Genomic DNA, 19150 nt, shown 5'->3' with positions numbered 1-19150 from the left:
GCCCGCGCAAGGCCAACCACGACCTGTTCTACGAATTCCAGTGGATGATCGACGAACTGCACGGCGGCGGCGACGCCACGGTGCCGCGCGGCCTCGATGCGGCGATCCAGGAGGGCTACAAGCTCGGAGTCAGGATTTGAGCATGCTGGTACGCGAACGGAGTCAACAATCATGATGACGCTGCCGTCTCTGCTGGCCAGAACCGTGCGGCTTTGGGGACGTCGCGCGGCGATGATTGATGGTGACCGGGTCCTTACCTGGACAGAATTTGCCGACCGGGTGGCATTCACGGGCAGTAGGTTGGCAAGCCTCGGTCTGCGGCGAGGGGAGCGCATCGCGGTGATAGCCAACAACTCGATACGGCAGGCGGAGCTTTTCCATGCTGCTTACCACATCGGCGTGGTCCCGGTGCCAGTCAACTATCGGTTGGCGACAAAGGAAATCGAAACCATCCTCGATGACTCCGCGAGCAAGGTACTGGTTGTTGACGACCCATTCGCCGGGTTGCTGGAAACGGCCGAACTGCAATCATGGAAGGTACGGGCATGCAGTCTGGACTTACGCCCGCTCGCAACGGATTTACACGGGACTCGGCGTGACGAAAACCGGCAGTCCTGCCAGTGCATTGAAGCCGTTGCTATCAATGAGGACGAGGAAGCCTTGCTGCTTTACACCGGTGGGACCACGGGTCGCAGCAAAGGCGTTCAACTGAGTCATGGAAATCTGGCCGTTGTTGCGCTTCAAAACGCCGCCATGTTGGCGCCGCGATGCGACGACATTTACATGCATGTCGCGCCGATGTTTCATTCCGCCGACCTGCTGAGCAACGCTTACCTTGCCAACGGTGCGGCGCATATCTATCTGGGGAAACCAACTGCGCGATTGATTCTGGAAACCGTTGCCAATAGCCGGGTTACCGCCACGGTAATACCGCCGACGTTGATCATTCTCGCCCTGCAAGACGAGCGATTCGGCGAATACGACCTTTCAAGCCTGCGCACCCTGGTGTTTGGCTCGGCACCCATGCCGGAGTCCTGGATCGTCACCGCACGCGATGCCATACCCAGCATGGATCTCTGGCACGGCTACGGATTGACGGAGACCGCGCAGATGTTGACTCTGGGTCGTGTTCCGCGAGCGTCGGAACAGCTCGACTCGATGAGCCATGGAAGTCGTGTTCGATCCGCGGGACGCCCCCTGTTGGGCACCGACTTGCGCATCGTCGATGACCAGGGAAACGAGTTGCCCGTGGGTATGGCCGGGGAGGTCATCGCGCGCGGACCGCAGATTACCAAGGGCTACCTCAATCTGCCGGATGAAACGGCAAAGCAGTTCCGCGACGGCTGGTTCCACACCGGCGATGTCGGCAGCGTCGATCAGGACGGGTGGCTCTACTTGCTCGACCGTAAGAGGGACATGGTCATTACGGGGGGCGAGAACGTCTACACGCTCGAAGTGGAAGAGGCCCTGACGCAGCATCCCGAAATCGTCGAAGCCGCCGTATTCGGCATTCCCGATGAAGTCTTCGGCGAATCCCTGGTCGCCGCATTGGTGGTGCGCAATGGCGCACGGGTTCCAGCCGAGGCAATGATCGAGCACTGCCGGAAGCTGATCGGCGGTTTCAAGATTCCGCGCCGCATCTACTTCCTGAATGAACTGCCAAAGAACACGCTCGGCAAGATCGCCAAGAATGAATTGCGGCGGCAATACACCAACTGAACGAGACCGACGATGAACCAGCCTGCGAATCCCGACGTGAAGGTCGATTTCAAGAACAGCTTCTGCTACCAATGCAACGCCGGACCGGACTTGCTGCGGGTAAGACGCGAGAACGGGGTCGCGGTCTGCATCGAACCGCGTTTCGATGCGGCTGGAATTCATCCGGCCGATGGACGGGTATGCGTCAAGGCATATGGCCTGATTCAGAAGGCCTACAACCCTTATCGAATCACCCATCCGATGAAGCGCACCAATCCCAGGAAGGGCCGCAATGAGGATCCTGGCTTTGTCCCGATCACGTGGGATGAAGCCTACGACGCCATTGCGGGCAAGCTGAAGAGAATCCGGGAAGAGGGACTGTTCGATGCGTCAGGATATCCGCGAGTGGCATGCAGCATCGGCGAAGCGGGTCTGCCTGTGCACCACATGGGGACATTCGCAGCCTTTCTCGTCGCCTATGGCCCCATGGACACCGGATTTGGCGCCGGCCAGGGAATCCAGTGCTACCACTCCGAGCACTTCTACGGCGAACTCTGGCACCGCAGCTACACGGTCTCGGCCGACGCGGAGCACGTCAACTACATTCTTTCCCTTGGGTCGAACATCGACGCGTCCGGCGGGCCCTGCGGCGTGTGGCGTGGCGCGAATGCGCGCGGGAGAGGCGCCCGGCGCGTCCAGGTGGAACCGCATCTTTCCGTTACCGGCGCCAGCGCTACGGAGTGGATTCCGATACGGCCGAAGACGGATGCGGCCTTTTTGTATTCCATTCTCCACTCCTTGCTGTTCGATCACGGGGTGGCCGAACTGGATGGCGCATTCCTCAAGCACCGCACGGCCTCCCCCTACCTGGTGGGCCCGAACGGGTATTTCCTGCGCGATGCTGCAACGCACGAACCGCTGGTTTGGGACTTGGTCGGCGACGTGGCGGTAATGCATGCGACGCCTTCCATCGATCCCGCCCTGGAGGGCGTCAGGCGGGCCAGTGGGGTGGAGATCGGCCCGGACGGCATGACGTGGAACCACGAAAGTATTCCCGCGCAGACCGCGTTCGACATGATGAAGAACGTCATCGCCCATTGCACGCCCGAGTGGGCCGAAAAGATCTGCGACGTACCGGCCGCCACGATACGCCGCGTCGCGAACGAAATGCTCGCGGCGGCGACCATCGGCGCCACCATCGAAATCGAGGGCAAGACCCTGCCGTTGCGACCGGTTGCCATCGTGCTCGGCAAGACTGTAAACAATGGCTGGGGAGGGTATCAGTGCGTATGGGCACGCACCATGCTCGCCTGCGTGTTCGGAGCACTGGAGGTGCCGGGCGGCACGCTCGGCACAGCCGCCCGCATGAACCGCCCCAATCACACACGATCCGCGGCGGTAAAGAAGGGACCCGATGGTTTCATGAGCCAGGTGCTCAATGTTACCGAGCCCGACCTCTACGCCATGAATCCCAAGAGCCGAAATGGATTCAACGTACTGGTCCCATTGTCATTGGACATGTCGTGGAGCCCGGCGCTGGGCCCGTCGCATCTTTCCTGGCTGTTCCAGGACACGCCACCGGAGGGACTGCCGAAGGCGACACCGCCGGACGTATGGTTTGTCTATCGCACGAACCCGGCCATATCAAGCTGGGATGCGTCGTTCGTCACCGAACGCATTGCCGAGTTTCCATTCACCGTCGCGTTCGCCTACACGCGCGACGAATCGAACCACATGGCCGACATCCTGCTGCCGGACGCAATGGACCTGGAAAGCACGCAGTTGATCCGCATCGGCGCCACCAAGTTCATCGATCAATACTGGCGACACGACGGTGTCGCGTTACGCCAGAACGTCACGGAACTGCCTGGCGAAGTGAAGGATATGTCGGATATCGGAACTGAACTGGCCAAGCGGGTCGGGATACTGAAGGAATACAACCGCGCCATCAACGGTGGCGTACTCAGCATCAAGCTGCGTGGCCCGAACTACGACTTCAGTCTTGACGAAGCGGAGCCGCATTCGACTGAGACTATTTGGGATGCGGTATGCAAGGCAGCCAGTGCCGAACTGACCGATGGCAAGGAGACCGAAGGGCTTGATTGGTATCGCCAGCACGGAATGCGCATGAAGCCCTACCCCAAGCTTGAATGGTACCTCTACCCGAAGATCGTCGCAGAGGGCCTTCGCTTCGAGCTTCCCTATCAGGAACGACTGCTCCGCGTCGGCAAGCAGCTCGGATCGCGCTTGCATGAGCACGGCATCCACTGGTGGGACAACCAGCTTGCGGACTATGAAGCCATCCCCGAATGGAGCGACTTCCCTCGTCTATGGGAGCGCATGGTATCCGAAGCGGGAGGCAATCCCGACAACTACCCTTTCTGGCTGCTGGCGTCCAACTCCATGCAGTTTGCCTTTGGCGCCCAGGCGAGCCTGCAGTTCATGCACGAAATGGCCGGAAACATCACCGGACACGGCGGTCTGGTCATCAATGCCGATCGGGCCGCGGAGCTTGGAATAGAAGAAGGCGACCAGATCGAGGTGGCCACGCCGAAGGCCAGCACGCGAGGGAAGGCTGTCCTGCGACAGGGCATTCGACCGGACACCATATTGGCGGTGGGAAAGTTCGGCAACTGGGCGACACCCTATGCCAAGGACTTCGATACCCCGAGCATGAACAACCTCACGCCGATCTCGCTTGACCTGACGGACGGGACTGGGTCCTGCGCATCACTAGCGCGCGTTTCGCTGAAAAAAATTCGTTAGCCGTTCGACCGTTTCAATTTACTTGGAGATGAAAGATATGACGTACGAGCAGGTACTCTTGGATGTGGTCGAGAACATCGCAGTCATCCGCATGAACCGACCAAGCAAGAAAAACGCGTTTTCGCCAACCATGAGCGTTGAGATTCTTGATGCTATGACCCGCATCGAGCGTGACGACGGGATTCGTGGCGTATTGCTGACCGGCGTGGAGGACAGCTTTTCGGCGGGACTCGATCTCGACATCTCCTTCTGCCAGACGATGGAAGAAAGCAACGCTTCCAACTTCCGCAAGGTCATGGATCCGATCCTGGCGTGGTATCTGAAATACTACGAGATGCCGAAGCCAACGGTTGCCGCGGTAAACGGGCATTGCTACGGTGGCGGCGTGGTGCCCGTATCCCTGAGCGATGTCGCCATTGCCTCGGAACGCTCGCAATACGCACTGTCCGAGATCAATTTCGCACACTTCCCCGCCGGTGGCACGACCTGGGCGGTTTCGCATTTTCTGTTACCCAAGCACTTCGAGTACTTGTGTCTCAGCGGAGACCGCATCGATGCCTTCGAGGCGGCCCGAATGGGCCTGGTGACGAAGGTGGTCCCACATGAGCAACTGGAGAATGAAGCCTGGCGCGTCGTCAAACGTCTCGCGGGCAAGCATCCCAACGCGTATAGAACCGCCAAGGCCATGTGTCGCATGACGCCACGTATGAGCTTCGCCGAGGCAATCAAGCTGGAAATGGCGCATATCCACGAGAACTACTTCCTTACCGAGGGCGAGATGGTGAAAGTCGCGCTCAAGCAGTTCAAGGAAAAACAGATCAAGACAGGTACTGGAGAGGACTACAAGCGAGGTACCTGATTTCGACGCCGAGTCCGGTCCGGGCCCCGACAACGGGGCCGACCAAGATTGCTTCACAACACGGAGGAGACCGTATATGAGAACCATCAAACAAGCTGTTGTAGCCGCATTGCTGGCCGGTTCTGTCGCATGCGCCCATGCGGACATCAAGATCGGAGTAACGCTGTGCCTGACCGGTCCGGCGGCCTCGCTGGGCATCCCGGTCAAGAATGGCCTGGCCCTGCTGCCAACGGAGATCGGGGGCGAGAAGCTGCAATGGATCATTCTTGACGATGCCTCGGACCCGACATCCGCCTCGAAGAACGCCCGCAAGCTGACCGGTGAGGAAAGGGTAGACCTGCTGGTCGGTTCCAACATCACCCCGAACACGCTCGCGGTCCTTGAAGTCGCGGCCGAGTCGCAAACGCCGGCCGTCGCAATTGCGGGAGCCTCGATGCTGGTCACGCCGATGGACGCCAAACGGCGCTGGATGTTCAAGGTTCCACAGAACGAAAACCTGATGGCCAAGGCGATCTTCGAGCACATGGCCAGGAACGGGGTAAAGACCGCCGGATACATCGGTTTCAACGATGGCTATGGCGAAAGCTGGTGGAAGGAAGCGCAGGCGGCGGCAGAAGCAAGCAACATCAAGCTGGCGGTTTCGGAGCGTTATGGCAAGACCGACACTAGCGTCACGGGACAGATCCTGAAGATCCAGGCGGCAAATCCCGACGCGGTACTGATCGGCGGTGCCGGCACTCCTGCTGCGCTGCCCCAACTGGCACTGAAGCAACGCGGCTATGCCGGCAAGATCTACCAGACCCACGGTGTGGCCAATAACGACTTCCTGCGAGTGGGCGGAAAAGACCTCGAAGGAACTCTTCTGCCATCCGGACCGATATTGGTTCTTGATCAACTGCCGGACAGTAATCCGAGCAAGAAGCAGGGCAAGGAGTTCGTGGCCGCGCACGACGCGAAGCACGGCCCTGGCACGGCGAATGCCTTTGGCGCCTATTCTTGGGATCTGGGGCTCTGGCTGAAACAGGCGGTTCCTGTTGCACTCAAATCCGGAAAGCCGGGTACGAAGGAGTTCCGGGCCGCTCTGCGCGATGCCTTCGAGTCGATGAAGAATGTGGTTGGATCGCATGGCACCTACAACCTCACACCCCAGGACCACAACGGGCTCGACGGCCGCGGAAAGGTGATGGTGACCATCCAGGGAGGCGCTTGGAAGTTCGTCGAGTAGCCCGCGATTGTGTGGCGGCCCGACCGAGCGCGCGGACGATGGCGGCGAAACTCTGTCGCACGTATGGCGACCTTCCCTTGAAACGGACGCCGCTCGTCTCGCATCGGGTTGTCCGCAACGGCATTTGCCGCATGGATGTGCTGGCCGACGAGGTACCGATTGCCCTTGAGTACAACGGAATCAGTCATGCGGTGATGCTCGCGACGCCCGCGGACCTGGAAGACTTTGCCGTCGGGTTCAGTTTGTCCGAAGGCATTGTGGCCTCCGCCGGGCACATATTCGATATCGCGTTCTCAGAATCGGACGCAGGCATCGTTGCCAGGCTCGAAGTCGCCAATGAAGCCTTTGTCCACCTCAAGGCCCGTCGCCGAACTCTGGCGGGCCGAACGGGTTGCGGTCTGTGCGGCACGGAAAGCCTTGACCAGGTGACGCGCGTGTTCGAGCCGCTGCCATATGGCGAAGCCTTCTCTATCGAAGCGCTGCATTCGGGGTTGCGGAACTTGCCTGACCAGCAATGCTTTCAGATCGCAAGCGGCGCCACGCACGCGGCATGTCGAGTCGACGGCAATGGCAGGATAACCCACATCCGCGAGGATGTCGGAAGGCACAACGCGCTCGACAAGACCCTTGGGGCATTGGCGCGGGAAGGTGTTCCGGCGGAGACCGGGGCTCTTGCCATCACCAGCAGAGCCAGCTTTGAAATGGTTCAAAAGGCTGCGGCGCTTGGCTACGGCACATTGGCGGCCGTGTCTGCCCCCACCGCGGCGGCGGTCAAGTTGGCGCAGGCTCTGAATCTCGCGTTGATCGGGTTTCTTCGCGAGGACGGCCACGCGGTATACACCACACAGGGTCCGGAGGTGGCGGCCGGGCCAGGCGGCAACGCTTCGCCCCGTCAATTTAAAAGGCCGGACAATTGCTAGGAAGCGCGTTTATCGATAGCATCAGGGCTTCAGCGCTCTCTGCTTGGTCGAGGAGAACGGTTCGTTGAGCGATTCTCTTGCATCCCTTGATGCGGCCCAAGAAACTGTATCGAAGCTGCCGACATTCGAGTCGAGCGATCCCGACAAAACCAGGGATTTCGTCTCGCAAATCTTCTGCGCTCATCGCTTTGACGTGTTTGGCAGGGATCTGAGTTTCGATGCGACGATTTCCCACGTCCGGGCCGGACGGTTGTCGTTCAACAGCTTTTCATACGGCGCCAAGGTGTCCATCGACCCAGGATGCCTTGATGGTTTTTACCTGCTGCAGATGGTCATCGAGGGCGAGGAGATCCTTCGCTATGGAAACCGCGAATTCCAGTTGCATCCCGGACTGATCGCGGTGATTGGTCCGGATGTCGCGCTGAAGAAGACATCTCCGGCAGGAACCCGCAAGCTCCTTGTCAAGATCGATCGAAGCCTGCTCGAGCAAACATGCGCCCAGCACCTCGGACATAGCCTGCGCAAGCCGCTGGACTTCCAGGTTGAATTGCCTCTCGACTGTAGTCGAGGGCACAACCTTGCCAGCTTGATGGCGTTTCTCAGCGACCAGGTAAGCCTCAGGGACAGCATGTATCGCTCGCCGCTGATGCTGGCCAATCTTGAGCACATGGTTGCCACGTCGCTCCTGCTGTCCCAGCAAAGCAACTATTACGATGAGCTAAGTTCGCCGGTTCCGGGGATTTCCCCCGGGTTCGTCAAGCGGGTGGCCGATTACATCGAGACATACGCAGATCAGCCACTCACGGTGGACGATCTGGCGGCATACGCCGGCGTCAGCACCCGCTCGTTGTTTGCCGGATTCAAGAAGTATCGAAACACGACGCCCATGGCCTTGCTAAGGTATGTTCGGATGAAACGGGCGCACGCCGACCTGGTCATGCCCAAAACGGCGGACGTCACCGTCACGGAAGTTGCGCTGAACTGGGGTTTTGCGCATCTTGGACGTTTCACCGCCGAGTACAAGAAGGCATTTGGGGAATCCCCCTCCGAAACGCTGCGGCGCGCACGGCGCTAGCCCCTATAAGGAACGGCCGATCAGTTCCTTCATGATTTCGTTGCTGCCTCCCGCCAGTCGGTAGATTCCTGAATCAGCCCAAAATCGATCGATTGAAAGTCCCTGCCGACCAGCTGTACCAAGCATATCGGCGCATTTCGTCATTGTCTTGAACTGTAGGTTGGTGGCCCAGAGCTTCGCCATCGATGCCGTTTCGGCATTGAGCAGGTGTCGCAGCGACAACGCGATGCAATGATCGACGAACACCCGGCCAACCTCGACCTCGGTCGCCAGCTCGGCAAACCGGAAGCGGTTGCTTTGACCATCTTGCCAGCCTTCGAACTCGTTTGCCCGCTGTCTCTTCATCCAATCGATCGCCGCTTCCAGCACGGCTTCCGCCGCGGCAATCGTGTAAACGGCGGCGAGCAGCCGTTCCCAGGGTAGCTGTTGCATCAGGCAGGAGAAGCCATCGCCCTCGCGACCCAGAAGATTCCCTGCTGGAACCCTCATCTCATCAAAAAACAATTCAACTGTGTCCAGCGCGCACATGCCGGACTTCTTGAGCAATTGCCCGCGAGAGAAGCCGTCCGTCGCGGACTCAACCAGCAGCAGGCTGATTCCCTTGGCGGCTCCCTCCGTCGCGGTCTTGACGGCAAGAATGACCAGGTCGCAATGCCAGCCATTGGTGACGAATATCTTGGATCCATTGACGACAAAGTCATCCCCGTCCCGCCTGGCGGACGTGACGATTCCCCTGAGATCCGACCCAGCCGATGGCTCCGTCATGGCAATGGCGCCCACCATCGTGCCGGCAGCCATTGCCGGAAGGTATGCCCGTTTCAAGGCCTCGCTACCGTAGGTTTCAATGTAGGGCGCAACGATGTCGGAGTGCAGTCCCCAGCCGAGTCCGCTTGCTCCGGCTTTGGCGATCTCTTCGGTCACGACGATGCTGAACAGCCTGTCCTTGCCTTTCCCGCCATGGTCCCGCGAAATCGCCGGACAAAGAAAGCCCTCTGTCCCCGCGCGGTTCCAGAGCGTTCGATCGACGAGACCGCGCATCTCCCAGTCCCGATGATGAGGAACGACCTCCGTATCGAGAACGGCGCGTACTCTTTCGCGAAATCGCCGGTGCTCATCGCGGAACAGGGTTCTCTCTATCCTGGAGATGCTCATGGCCCGGTTACCCTGCTCACGAAGGGCCCATGGCGCCACTTCGCCGACCTGATGGCATGGGACGGATCAATGCCTGCCTCCCAACCCCAGATAGGACTCGACTACCTTGGGATCATCGATGAGCTGCCGACTGGGGCCTTCGAGGGCGATCTCGCCGGTTTCCAGCACGTAGGCGTAATCCGCAACCTGGAGCGCCGCGCGGGCATTCTGTTCCACCAGCAGGATCGCCACCCCGGTGTCCTTCAGACTGGCGATCACGCGGAAGATATCCTTCACGATCAGCGGCGCCAGGCCAAGGCTCGGTTCATCGAGCATCAGCAACTTCGGCTTGGCCATCAGCGCGCGCGCCAAAGCCAGCATTTGGCGCTCGCCGCCAGACAGCGTCCCGGCGTGCTGGGTGCGTCTTTCCTTCAACCGGGGGAAGATGCGGAAAACCTCTTCCATGGTTCCGGCCGAATCCCGATCGCCACTCCGATAGCGAGTGAAGGCGCCGAGCAAGAGATTGTCCTCGACGCTCATTTCGCCGAACAGTGCCCGCGACTCTGGAACCAGGTTCGCGCCCAACGCCACCATCTCCTCGACTTCGGCAGCCGATCGCAACTGGCCTTGAAATCGGATCTGCCCCCGGCTGCATGGCAACAAACCCATCACAGCGGAAAGCATGGTGGTCTTGCCGGCACCGTTGGGGCCGATCACCGTCACGATCTGCCCGGCGCCGACCATGAGGTTGGCGTGGTGCAAGGCCTCGACCTTGCCATAGCTGACGCAAAGATCTTCGACTTCAAGAACCGGGGCGATCTCTCTCATCACTCGACCCCTCCGAGGTAGGCCTCGATCACCGCCGGATTGCGCTGCACCTCTTCGGGCAGTCCTTCGGCGATCTTCTCACCGAACTCCATCACCACCACGCGATCAGCCAGGCCCATGACGAAATCCATGTCGTGTTCCACCAGCAAGATGCCCACGCCCTCCCCGCGCAGCTTGCGCAGCAGCTCCGCCAGCGCCTGCTTCTCCAGGTAACGCAGGCCCGCCGCCGGCTCATCAAGCAACAGGAGACAGGGATCGGCGCACATCGCGCGCGCGATCTCGAGCGTGCGTTGCTGGCCCAGGGCAAGGCTGCCGGCCGGCTCGAACATGGCATCCTTGAGGCCGACCCGTTCCACCTGCCGCGCTGCCTCAGCCAGCAAGCGGGCTTCCTCGCCACGCTCGAGATGCAGCATCGCCGGCAACACTCCCTTGGATCCGCGCAGGTGGGCGCCGATGGCTGCGTTCTCAAGCACCGACATCGTTCCCAGCAAGCGCACGTGCTGAAAGGTACGGCTCATTCCCAGGCGGGCAATCTCGCGCGAATCCAGCCGGGTCACGTCGCGACCGGCGAACAGGACCTCGCCCTCGGTCGCCTGATCGACGCCGGACAAGCAGTTGAACATGGTCGACTTGCCGGCACCGTTGGGCCCGATCAGCGCCATGATCTCGCCGGATTTGACGGTCAGGTTCATGTTGTTGTTGGCCACCAGCCCACCGAAGCGCTTGACCACCTTGCGTGCATCGAGCAGCACCAAGCCCTTATCCGGCGGCAGCTTGCGCGGCAGGGGCTCGGCCTGCGGCACGGCGCGCACCACAACCGGCTGCGGCACCAGCCGCGCGAGGATCGGCCAGATCCCGTCACGCGCGCGTTGCAGCACGTAAATCAGCAAGACGCCGAATACGATCATCTCGAAATTACCCGATGCTCCCAGCAGCCTGGGCAACCAGTCCTGGAGCCATTGTTTGAGTATGGTGATGACGCCGGCACCGATCAGCGCCCCCCAGACGTGTGCCGCCCCCCCCAGCACGGCCATGAACAAGTACTCGATGCTCATGTTGATACTGAAGGGTGTGGGATTGACGAAGCGCTGCAGGTGCGCATAGAGCCAGCCCGAGACGCAGCCGAACAGGGCCGCAATCAGGAAAATCACCACCTTTGAGCGCGCGGTATCGACGCCCATGGCTTCGGCCATGACCACTCCGCCTTTCAACGCGCGAATGGCGCGCCCTTCGCGGGAGTCGAGAAGATTCACTGTTAGCCAGACTGCGATCAGCACCACGGCCCAGATCACATAGAAGAAGTTGCGGCCATCCATCATCACCAAGCCAAACACCGTCAGCGCCGGTATTCCCGTAATACCGGTATGGCCGCCAAGAAACTCCAGGTTGCCAAACAGGAAGTAGAGGCTGATGCTCCAGGCAATGGTGCCCAAAGGCAGGTAGTGGCCCGACAGGCGCAGGGTCAGCAACCCGAGCAGCAAGGCCACCAGCGCGGTGATCACGATCCCGGCCAGCAGCCCCATCCAGGGCGCCCCCCCAAGAAACGCGGCCCAGGCCGGAAGATTGGTGGCGGTAGTCAGGTAGGCAGTAGTGTAGCCACCGAGACCAACGAACGCGGCCTGGCCGAAGGAGGTCAAGCCACCTATCCCGGTGAGCAGCACCAGGCCGATCGCGACGATGGAATACAGACCGATGTAGTTCAGCAGCGTGACATGAAATTCCGAGGCGATCTGCGGTACGGTCAGCAGCAGGACGAGGAATCCGCCGAGCAGGTAGTGCGGCTGCATCACTCCTCCTCCTCGACGTGGCGCGTAGTGAGTGACAACCAGACCAGTACCGGAATGATCAGGGTGAACACGATCACTTCCTTGAAAGCCGAGGCCCAGAAGGAAGAAAAGGCTTCCAGCAGCCCGACCAGCAAGGCACCCGCGGCGGCCAGCGGATAACTCGACAGCGCACCCACGATCGCGCCGACGAAGCCTTTCAGGCCGATCAGAAAGCCAGTGTCATAGTAAATCGTGGTGATCGGGGCGATCAGGATTCCGGACAACGCTCCAATCAGCGATGCCAGCAGAAATGAGAGTTTGCCGGCCATCACCGTCGATATGCCCATCAGGCGCGCACCGGTGCGATTCATTGCCGTGGCGCGCAAGGCCTTGCCGTAGATGGTGCGCTCGAAGAACAGCGCCAGAACCACGATCAGCGTCAGGCTGGCACCCAGCACCCATAGCGTCTGGCCGCTTACGGTAAGCGAACCGACGCTCAGGCTGCCCTCGGAAAACGCCGGGGTGCGCGAGCCTTCGGCGCCAAAGAACAGCAGGCCCAGCCCGACCAGGGCCAGATGCACTGCCACCGATACGATCAATAGCACCAGAACGCTCGCTTCGGCCAACGGCTGGTAGGCCAGCCGATAGGTCATCGGGCCTAGCGGCACCACCAGTGCCAAGGACAGGACGATCTGCGCCAGGAGCGGCAGTTCGGCGGGAGTGAAGAGGTGGATGACGCCGGCCACAACGGCCGGGTACGCTAGGTTCCAGCCGACGATGCGCGGGATATGGCGCCGCTGGCCGGAGCGAAGTGCAGAACTAAGGTCAACCAGCGCCACTACCACTCCCGCCCCGATCAGCAACCACAAGGTACCCGGCGTTTTGCCCACCTGAAAGCTCGCCAGGGTCAACGCGCCAAACGCCACGAATTCACCCTGCGGTATGTAAATCACGCGTGTGACCGCAAACACCAGAACCAGGGCGACAGAAAGCAAGGCGTAGATCGCCCCGTTGGTGAGCCCGTCTTGCCCCAGCAGCAATGCAATTTCGATGTTCATTCGGTCGTTGATCCGGCGCGGGTCACGAAAGCTGTTTTCCGGAAAAACGCAAACCGGTTGTCGGACAGCAAAGGCGCCTGCAAGAAACCTGGTAAGGGATCATGGCTGGAGTTGGTAGCGCATCAGCGCCGATCGCAGGTCCGCGGGAATCGCGATCGGTTTGATGCCATCCAGATCAGCGGTAACCAGCGCTTGGCTTGCCTGGATACGAATCTCGCTACCGGCACTCGCCTGAACCCGTAGCCAGAATGAACTGCTTCCGATCTTCGTGACCGTCAGGCCCAACATTAGGCGCTCGCCGATATAGCTGGGACGTGAAAACGTGCAATCCATCCTTACCGTGGGAATCCCGATTCGCCTGGACATCACCAAGTCGGCAAAGTTGATGTCCAGGCCTTCGGTGAACCAGTCTTCCACCAGGCCGTTCATCAGGATGAAGTATTGAGGATAGAACACGATCCCGCCGGGATCGCAGTGCGAAAATCGGATCAGTACCTCGCGCTCGAAGAGCGTAGAAGATGCTTGGCAGGGCACGAACGAAAACTCCTGTTGAGACGCGTGCCCGAGTCTACGTCGGTGGGGCTTTTCTCAAAGGCCTTCAAGCGCAGCCGATATCCGGAGTGCGCAGCATTTTCGCGGCACCCGCATGGGATCGATGGTGTCGCAGATAACGCCCATGCCAGGCCACGTCACTGCGCAAAGCTGAAGCGTCGGGTACACGACGCGCCCCCCGCGGGCAGAGCACTTTCCGTGAGTACCTTGATCCGCGGTGAAATCGATTTGGCCGTCGATTGGAACCAATGATCGCAGCTGGCCTGACACTGGTTCGGCGCATCCGTGGCACGGAAGGAATCCATCCATGGACACGCCGCATGCACCAACAGAACATCCTTTTCCTCGATTACCAGATGAGCAGCCTCGCCCATCACCTCGCTGGCGCGCACCAATGACCTAACGAGCTTGGCGAGATCGTCGGGCGTTCCGCCGCGCTCAAGAAAGGTCCTGGCGGTCCCTTCACCGATGCGCCCGTAGAAACTCAATTCGAGTTCCTTGGCCACATCTGGTCCAAAGCGATCCATGACGGTTTGCCGCCAACCATGGAAGAAGTCATGACATATACGCTGCATGGACTCCCAGTCGCGCTCGGCACGCGCCAGGCGCTTGCTCAAATCGACATTTTTTGCATCACTCATGTAGAGCTGTCCAGTGTTTTCGAGGTATCTCCGCCGCGGGCCTACCCCGCGTCCGGAATCAGCGCGAGCACCCGTAACGGGCTGCCGGAACCATTCTTGATCTTCAGCGGCGCCGCGATGATCATCGCGCCCGTGGGGGGCAACTGATCCAGATTGGTCAGGCACTGCAACCCGTAACGACCGGCGCCATGCATCAAGTGGTGGCAGGGATAGGGGGTCGGCCAGCCGAAGGACTGTCCGGCATCGGTATTGATGGTCTCCACGCCGAATCCCAGAACATTGCGTTCGCGAATCAACCACTCGACCGTTGCTTGCTCGGGCCCCGGGGTGTGCGGCCCGTCTTCGCGCATGTTTACAAATGCATCCGGCATTGACCGCTTGGACCAATCAGTGCGGAATAGCAGCCAGGCCTTCTCCGGAATCCGTCCATGCGCTTTCTCCCAGCGCTCGAGATGGGCCACGGTCAACAACCAGTCCGGATTGGCCGCGACCTCCGCCGAGCAATCGACGACCACGGCGGCCGCAACGAACACGCGAGGATCCAGGGTGTCCACCGTGTTGTTTGGTTGGTCCTTGCCCGTAACCCAGTGCGCCGGCGCATCAAAGTGCGTTCCGGTGTGTTCGCCGCAGGAGAAATTGTTCCAGTACCACCCCGGACCTTTTTCGTCGTAGCAGCAAATGTTCTCCTGCTTGAAGGCCCAAACCTGACCGAACTGGGGGGGGAGCTGTAGCGCGGGAAAATCAGCCGAAAGAGTCTGCGCCAGATCAACGATCCTGATCTTCCCAGCCAATAATTCCGCGCCAAGGCGGACGAGAGTGTCGTTGCTGCCCATCATGAATGCCTCCTTCTCCGATCAAGTCTATTGCACGCCAAGGGAACCCTTTCCGAATCCGTTGGCACATGATGTTGAGCATGCAAGACCGGAGCAAGCCCGTCAGCGCACGAGGTATCCGAAAACCGCATCGATTGACCTGCTGGCGAAACGGAGCCCCAGCGCCGCGAACGCGCCCAAAGCTAGTCACCGAAAGCCGGAACCGGGCAGGGGAAACAGCCGCGCGGCTGGACGCGGCCGGAAGAAATACTGAAGACGATGCACCGCGGCGGCGGCCGCAAATGCTCAACCGAAAGTCGGCGCCGACGACACGGCGATTCGGTTCAACCGGTCAAGGGCAGCGAATGCGTTGCGGCGAACTCCGCGGCTGCCTTCTGAAACTCGGCAATGGCCTCATCGCTGATTTCCTCGCCGCACTCGTAGCAATAGGCCTTGCCCTTGAGGCGATCGACCCAGCGGCAGCCGCAGTGGTCGCAGGCCAGTTCCGGCGCGCCATGCGGATTGATGAAAATCACCGGCAGGCTCCGAGGAAGGCCAGGCCCAGCGATTCGAGGAAATCTTCGTAGCCGGCGTCCTGCAGCTGCGCCTTGTTCTTGAAGACGAAGAACATGATGTTGCCGCGCCGGATCGCCTTCTTGATCGTCGTCAGCGCATTGCCGGCAAGGTCGGCGCGCGCCGCCGCCAGCGCCTCGGCATCGGCCACCAGCAACAGGTCAACCTTCACCGTGGACATGCCGGCAAAGCGCTCGATTGCGGCCTGCATGCCGCCGCCCTGCACTTCCCAGGCCAGCATGTCCACTTCGGCGGCGCGCTGCACGCCTTCGAGGTGCTTGCCCGGCAGGATGCCCGAGGCCTCGCGCGAGACGATGCCGATGCGGGCGCCGTCGTCCATTTCGGTGAACACCTCGCGATGGCGGTCGAGCATCGCCTGCCAGTCGCACAGTTCGCCGAAGCCGCCGAATTCAACAATCGCATTCATGTATTCGGGACCGTCAATGTTTGGGCGTGGCCAATTCGAGATCCTCGATGAACTCGAGCACCCCGCCGCCATCCAGTTCGTCGCGTTGGCGCAGGACGAAGGCCTTGATGTCGAGCAGGCGCGCGTGGTGGGCCATGACCGCCGTGCCGCCGGCGCCGACTTTTTCGATGGCCGTGTCGTTCATCACCAGCAGCAGGCCCCAGTCGTCGGGGTAGCGGCCATCGAAGGCGACCGGCCCCGCAGCGCGCGCGCGGCTGCCCGGCCACCAGAGCCAGGCCTGCCCGCGCTTCGCGGCATACGCCTCGCTGCCGATGAAGGCCACGGCGAGCGGCGGCCCGGCAGCCTCCTCGACCTCGGGCATGCGCCGCAGGATGCGTTGCCAGCAGTCATCGTCCAAGCTCAGGCATCCGGGATCACGGCGGTGGCCTCGATCTCGACCTTTGCGCCATGCTCGACGAAACCGGCCACCTGCACCGCCGTCATCGCCGCGTTGTAGTGGCCGATCAGGCGGCGGAACACGGCGCCGAGTTCCTTCTGCTTGGCCCAGTATTCCTCCTTGCTGCCGAGGTACCAGGTCATGCGCACGATGTGCTCGGGTTTCGCGCCGGCCTCGGCCAGGATCGCGACGATGTTCTTCAGCGCCTGCTCGGCCTGGGTGACGATGTCATCGCCGGGAAACTCGCACTTCTCGTCCCAGCCCACCTGGCCGGCGACGAACACCATCTGCCCGCGCGCCATGACGCCATGGGCATAACCTTTGGCCAGCGGCCAGCCGGGGGGAAGCAATGTCTTCATCTAAGTTCTCCGTAATAACGTGAAAGCCAATGTTCAACGCGCTTGGTGATAGTCGAGCACAGCGAGCAAACCAAAAGCCTCCCCGCGAGGGGGCGAGGCGGGGTTTCGCACCGCATGCGGTGCGCCGCCGCAGCCGGCTGGCTGTGCAAAGCCAGCCGTGGGCCGCGCAGCGGATGGGAGGGGCGGGCCCATTTGCCAGCTTGCGGCGCCGCGAAGTTAGGGTATTTCATGATGCGGAGCAGGCGATCGAAGGCATTAGCGTTGGGTTTGGCGCAGGCGGAAGCGCTGCAGTTTGCCGGTTTCAGTGCGCGGCAGGCTGGCGACGAACTCGACCTGGCGCGGATATTTGTAGGGCGCGATGCTCTGCTTGACGTAGTCCTGCAACTCTTTCGCCATCTCCGGCGTCGGCTCGTTGCCCGGGCGCAGCACGACGATGGCCTTGACCACCTGGCCGCGCTCCTCGTCGGGCGCGCCGATCACGCCGCACTCGGCCACCTTGGGATGGCGCAGCAGGGCGTCCTCGACCTCGGGCCCGGCGATGTTGTAGCCGGCCGAGATGATCATGTCGTCGGTGCGCGAATGGTAGTGGTAGTAGCCCTCGGCATCCAGCGCGTAGGCGTCGCCCGTGTAGTTCCAACCATTCTTGACGTAGCTGGCCTGGCGTTCGTCGGCCAGATAGCGGCAGCCCGTGGGGCCCTTGACCGCCAGCTTGCCGATCTCGCCCGTCTTCGCCGGTTTTCCGTCGTCGTCCATGATGCAGGCGACGTAACCCGGCACGACCTTGCCGGTAGCGCCGGGCAAGGCATCCTTCTCGTCGGCCGAGATGAAGATGTGCATCAGTTCGGTGGCGCCGATGCCGTCGATCATCTCGATGCCGGTCGCCTCCTTCCACAGCGCGCGCGTCGCCGCCGGCAGGGCCTCGCCGGCTGAGACGCATTTCCTCAATGTGCTGCCGCGCAGCGGGCCGGCGATCGCGGCGATGGCGCGGTAGGAGGTGGGTGCGGTGAACAGGATGGTGGCCTGGTACTTGAGCACCGCATCGACCAGATCCTGCGGCGCGCCCTGCTCCAGCAGCACCGTCGAAGCGCCGATCGACAGCGGAAACAACAGCAGGCCGCCGAGGCCGAAGGTGAAGGCCAGCGGCGGCGTACCCATGAAAATGTCGTCGGGCGTCGGCCGCAGCACGTAAGGCGGCCAGCAGACGCAGGAGGCCATGACGTCGCGATGGAAGTGCATGGTCGCCTTGGGCTGGCCGGTAGTGCCCGAGGTGAAGGCGAGGATGCAGGTGTCGTCGCGCGCGGTGTCGACATTGGTGAATTCGGCCGACTGCTTCGCCATCGCCGCTTCGAGTCCGTCGGCCGAGGCATCGTTGAACCAGCGGATGTGTTTCAGCTCGGGCGATTCGGCGGCGGCCCGCTTGAGTTCCTCGGCCAGGCGAATGTCGCACAGGGCATGCGTGACCTTCGCTTTGGCGATGACGTGCTTGAGTTCCTTGGCGCGCAGCAGCGGCATGGTCGCCGTGGCGACAGCGCCGACTTTCATCACCGCGAACCAGCAGGCGGCCATCATCGGGTTGTTCGGCGCGCGCAGCAGCACGCGATTGCCGGGGACGACGCCGAGCTCATTGACCAGCACGTTGGCGATGCGGTTGGCCTTCTCCTGCAGGTCGGCGTAAGTCCAGCGCAGCTTGGGCGCCTGGATGCAGACCCGCCCGCCGCGGCCTTCCGCGACGTGGCGGTCGAGCAGTTCCGTCGCGCAGTTCATGCGCTCGGGAAACTTCAGCTCCGGCAGCTCGAACAGGAACTCCGGCTGCGCCGCGGGCGGCGGCAGGTTGTCGCGGGTAAAGGTATCGACATGCGCCGAGTAAGCCATGGCCGCCTCCCGTCAAATTCTCACGCCGAGCTTGTAGCCCTCCTGGATCGCCGCATCGAGGCCGCGCGGCACCGTGGCGTCGCCGCCGCCGTGCAGTTCGTCGATCATCCACTGGAATTCGTAGAACAGGTCGTGGTTGGCCTTGCGCGGGC

General features: G+C 61.4%; 18 protein-coding genes. 6 read left to right on the top strand and 12 right to left on the bottom strand.

Features of this window, described 5'->3' with window-relative positions; all coding sequences use genetic code 11:
- Nucleotides 1-171 precede the first annotated feature (171 nt).
- The 6 genes from J0M27_RS20160 to J0M27_RS20135 all read left to right on the top strand — a co-directional run bounded on the left by J0M27_RS20160 (nt 172) and on the right by J0M27_RS20135 (nt 8543).
- Nucleotides 172-1719, top strand: coding sequence for an AMP-binding protein (locus J0M27_RS20160; RefSeq protein ID WP_294996152.1), 1548 nt, complete (start codon nt 172-174; stop codon nt 1717-1719).
- Between the two features lie 36 nt (nt 1720-1755).
- Entirely contained in the window at nt 1756-4464 is a 2709-nt protein-coding gene (locus tag J0M27_RS20155) for a molybdopterin-dependent oxidoreductase (RefSeq protein WP_294996149.1), read from the top strand.
- Nucleotides 4465-4501: 37 nt separating this feature from the next.
- Nucleotides 4502-5323 carry an enoyl-CoA hydratase-related protein gene (locus J0M27_RS20150; RefSeq protein ID WP_294996146.1) on the top strand — a complete coding sequence of 274 codons (822 nt, stop codon included), beginning with the start codon at nt 4502-4504 and terminating at the stop codon, nt 5321-5323.
- Nucleotides 5324-5399: 76 nt separating this feature from the next.
- Nucleotides 5400-6548: an ABC transporter substrate-binding protein gene (locus J0M27_RS20145; RefSeq protein ID WP_294996143.1), complete on the top strand. Its 1149-nt coding sequence runs from the start codon at nt 5400-5402 to the stop codon at nt 6546-6548.
- Nucleotides 6549-6586: 38 nt separating this feature from the next.
- Nucleotides 6587-7468 carry a formate dehydrogenase accessory sulfurtransferase FdhD gene (gene fdhD / locus J0M27_RS20140; protein ID WP_294996140.1) on the top strand — a complete coding sequence of 294 codons (882 nt, stop codon included), beginning with the start codon at nt 6587-6589 and terminating at the stop codon, nt 7466-7468.
- A 64-nt stretch (nt 7469-7532) separates the two neighbouring features.
- The gene (locus J0M27_RS20135; protein ID WP_294996137.1) at nt 7533-8543 is read left to right on the top strand and encodes an AraC family transcriptional regulator; all 1011 of its coding nucleotides are present in this window, start codon (nt 7533-7535) and stop codon (nt 8541-8543) included.
- A gap of 3 nt (nt 8544-8546) precedes the next feature.
- On the opposite strand, the gene J0M27_RS20130 is transcribed toward J0M27_RS20135, so the two are convergent.
- The 12 genes from J0M27_RS20130 to J0M27_RS20075 all read right to left on the bottom strand — a co-directional run bounded on the left by J0M27_RS20130 (nt 8547) and on the right by J0M27_RS20075 (nt 18998).
- A complete protein-coding gene (locus J0M27_RS20130; protein WP_294996134.1) occupies nt 8547-9695 on the bottom strand; it encodes an acyl-CoA dehydrogenase family protein in 1149 nt (382 codons plus the stop codon).
- Nucleotides 9696-9761: 66 nt separating this feature from the next.
- On the bottom strand, nt 9762-10493 hold the full coding sequence (locus tag J0M27_RS20125; protein WP_365963236.1) for an ABC transporter ATP-binding protein: 732 nt from the start codon (nt 10491-10493) through the stop codon (nt 9762-9764).
- 8 nt (nt 10494-10501) lie between these two features.
- Nucleotides 10502-12289 (bottom strand): branched-chain amino acid ABC transporter ATP-binding protein/permease, encoded by a 1788-nt coding sequence (locus J0M27_RS20120; protein WP_294996129.1) that lies wholly within the window; start codon nt 12287-12289, stop codon nt 10502-10504.
- Nucleotides 12289-13326: a branched-chain amino acid ABC transporter permease gene (locus J0M27_RS20115; RefSeq protein WP_294996126.1), complete on the bottom strand. Its 1038-nt coding sequence runs from the start codon at nt 13324-13326 to the stop codon at nt 12289-12291. The genes J0M27_RS20120 and J0M27_RS20115 overlap by 1 nt, the downstream gene beginning before the upstream one ends.
- A 99-nt stretch (nt 13327-13425) precedes the next feature.
- The gene (locus J0M27_RS20110; protein ID WP_294996123.1) at nt 13426-13860 is read right to left on the bottom strand and encodes a thioesterase family protein; all 435 of its coding nucleotides are present in this window, start codon (nt 13858-13860) and stop codon (nt 13426-13428) included.
- Nucleotides 13861-14015: 155 nt separating this feature from the next.
- Nucleotides 14016-14519: an L-2-amino-thiazoline-4-carboxylic acid hydrolase gene (locus tag J0M27_RS20105; protein ID WP_294996119.1), complete on the bottom strand. Its 504-nt coding sequence runs from the start codon at nt 14517-14519 to the stop codon at nt 14016-14018.
- A 41-nt stretch (nt 14520-14560) separates the two neighbouring features.
- Nucleotides 14561-15355: a cyclase family protein gene (locus tag J0M27_RS20100; RefSeq protein ID WP_294996116.1), complete on the bottom strand. Its 795-nt coding sequence runs from the start codon at nt 15353-15355 to the stop codon at nt 14561-14563.
- Nucleotides 15356-15675: 320 nt separating this feature from the next.
- Nucleotides 15676-15867: a hypothetical protein gene (locus J0M27_RS20095; protein WP_294996113.1), complete on the bottom strand. Its 192-nt coding sequence runs from the start codon at nt 15865-15867 to the stop codon at nt 15676-15678.
- Complete coding sequence (locus J0M27_RS20090) at nt 15864-16331, bottom strand: hypothetical protein (protein WP_294996110.1); 468 nt, start codon at nt 16329-16331, stop codon at nt 15864-15866. The genes J0M27_RS20095 and J0M27_RS20090 overlap by 4 nt, the downstream gene beginning before the upstream one ends.
- Nucleotides 16332-16344: 13 nt before the next feature.
- Entirely contained in the window at nt 16345-16728 is a 384-nt protein-coding gene (locus tag J0M27_RS20085) for a hypothetical protein (RefSeq protein ID WP_294996107.1), read from the bottom strand.
- 2 nt (nt 16729-16730) lie between these two features.
- Entirely contained in the window at nt 16731-17126 is a 396-nt protein-coding gene (locus tag J0M27_RS20080) for a RidA family protein (protein WP_294996104.1), read from the bottom strand.
- Between the two features lie 255 nt (nt 17127-17381).
- A complete protein-coding gene (locus J0M27_RS20075) occupies nt 17382-18998 on the bottom strand; it encodes an AMP-binding protein (RefSeq protein ID WP_294996102.1) in 1617 nt (538 codons plus the stop codon).
- Nucleotides 18999-19150 lie beyond the last annotated feature (152 nt).

It is taken from the genome of Sulfuritalea sp., from assembly GCF_017302275.1.
GTDB lineage: Bacteria > Pseudomonadota > Gammaproteobacteria > Burkholderiales > Rhodocyclaceae > Sulfuritalea.
Note: the sequence above shows the minus strand (reverse complement) of the source record. Positions and strands in the feature narration are given on the sequence as shown.

What these genes read in the sequence shown, in the direction of transcription:
- J0M27_RS20130 (WP_294996134.1), bottom strand. Translation starts at nt 9,695, where the DNA reads ATGAGCATCTCCAGGATAGAGAGAACCCTGTTCCGCGATGAGCACCGG.
- J0M27_RS20145 (WP_294996143.1), top strand. Translation starts at nt 5,400, where the DNA reads ATGAGAACCATCAAACAAGCTGTTGTAGCCGCATTGCTGGCCGGTTCT.
- J0M27_RS20075 (WP_294996102.1), bottom strand. Translation starts at nt 18,998, where the DNA reads ATGGCTTACTCGGCGCATGTCGATACCTTTACCCGCGACAACCTGCCG.
- fdhD (WP_294996140.1), top strand. Translation starts at nt 6,587, where the DNA reads ATGGCGGCGAAACTCTGTCGCACGTATGGCGACCTTCCCTTGAAACGG.
- J0M27_RS20150 (WP_294996146.1), top strand. Translation starts at nt 4,502, where the DNA reads ATGACGTACGAGCAGGTACTCTTGGATGTGGTCGAGAACATCGCAGTC.
- J0M27_RS20090 (WP_294996110.1), bottom strand. Translation starts at nt 16,331, where the DNA reads ATGAATGCGATTGTTGAATTCGGCGGCTTCGGCGAACTGTGCGACTGG.
- J0M27_RS20120 (WP_294996129.1), bottom strand. Translation starts at nt 12,289, where the DNA reads ATGCAGCCGCACTACCTGCTCGGCGGATTCCTCGTCCTGCTGCTGACC.
- J0M27_RS20100 (WP_294996116.1), bottom strand. Translation starts at nt 15,355, where the DNA reads ATGATGGGCAGCAACGACACTCTCGTCCGCCTTGGCGCGGAATTATTG.
- J0M27_RS20080 (WP_294996104.1), bottom strand. Translation starts at nt 17,126, where the DNA reads ATGAAGACATTGCTTCCCCCCGGCTGGCCGCTGGCCAAAGGTTATGCC.
- J0M27_RS20115 (WP_294996126.1), bottom strand. Translation starts at nt 13,326, where the DNA reads ATGAACATCGAAATTGCATTGCTGCTGGGGCAAGACGGGCTCACCAAC.
- J0M27_RS20105 (WP_294996119.1), bottom strand. Translation starts at nt 14,519, where the DNA reads ATGAGTGATGCAAAAAATGTCGATTTGAGCAAGCGCCTGGCGCGTGCC.
- J0M27_RS20160 (WP_294996152.1), top strand. Translation starts at nt 172, where the DNA reads ATGATGACGCTGCCGTCTCTGCTGGCCAGAACCGTGCGGCTTTGGGGA.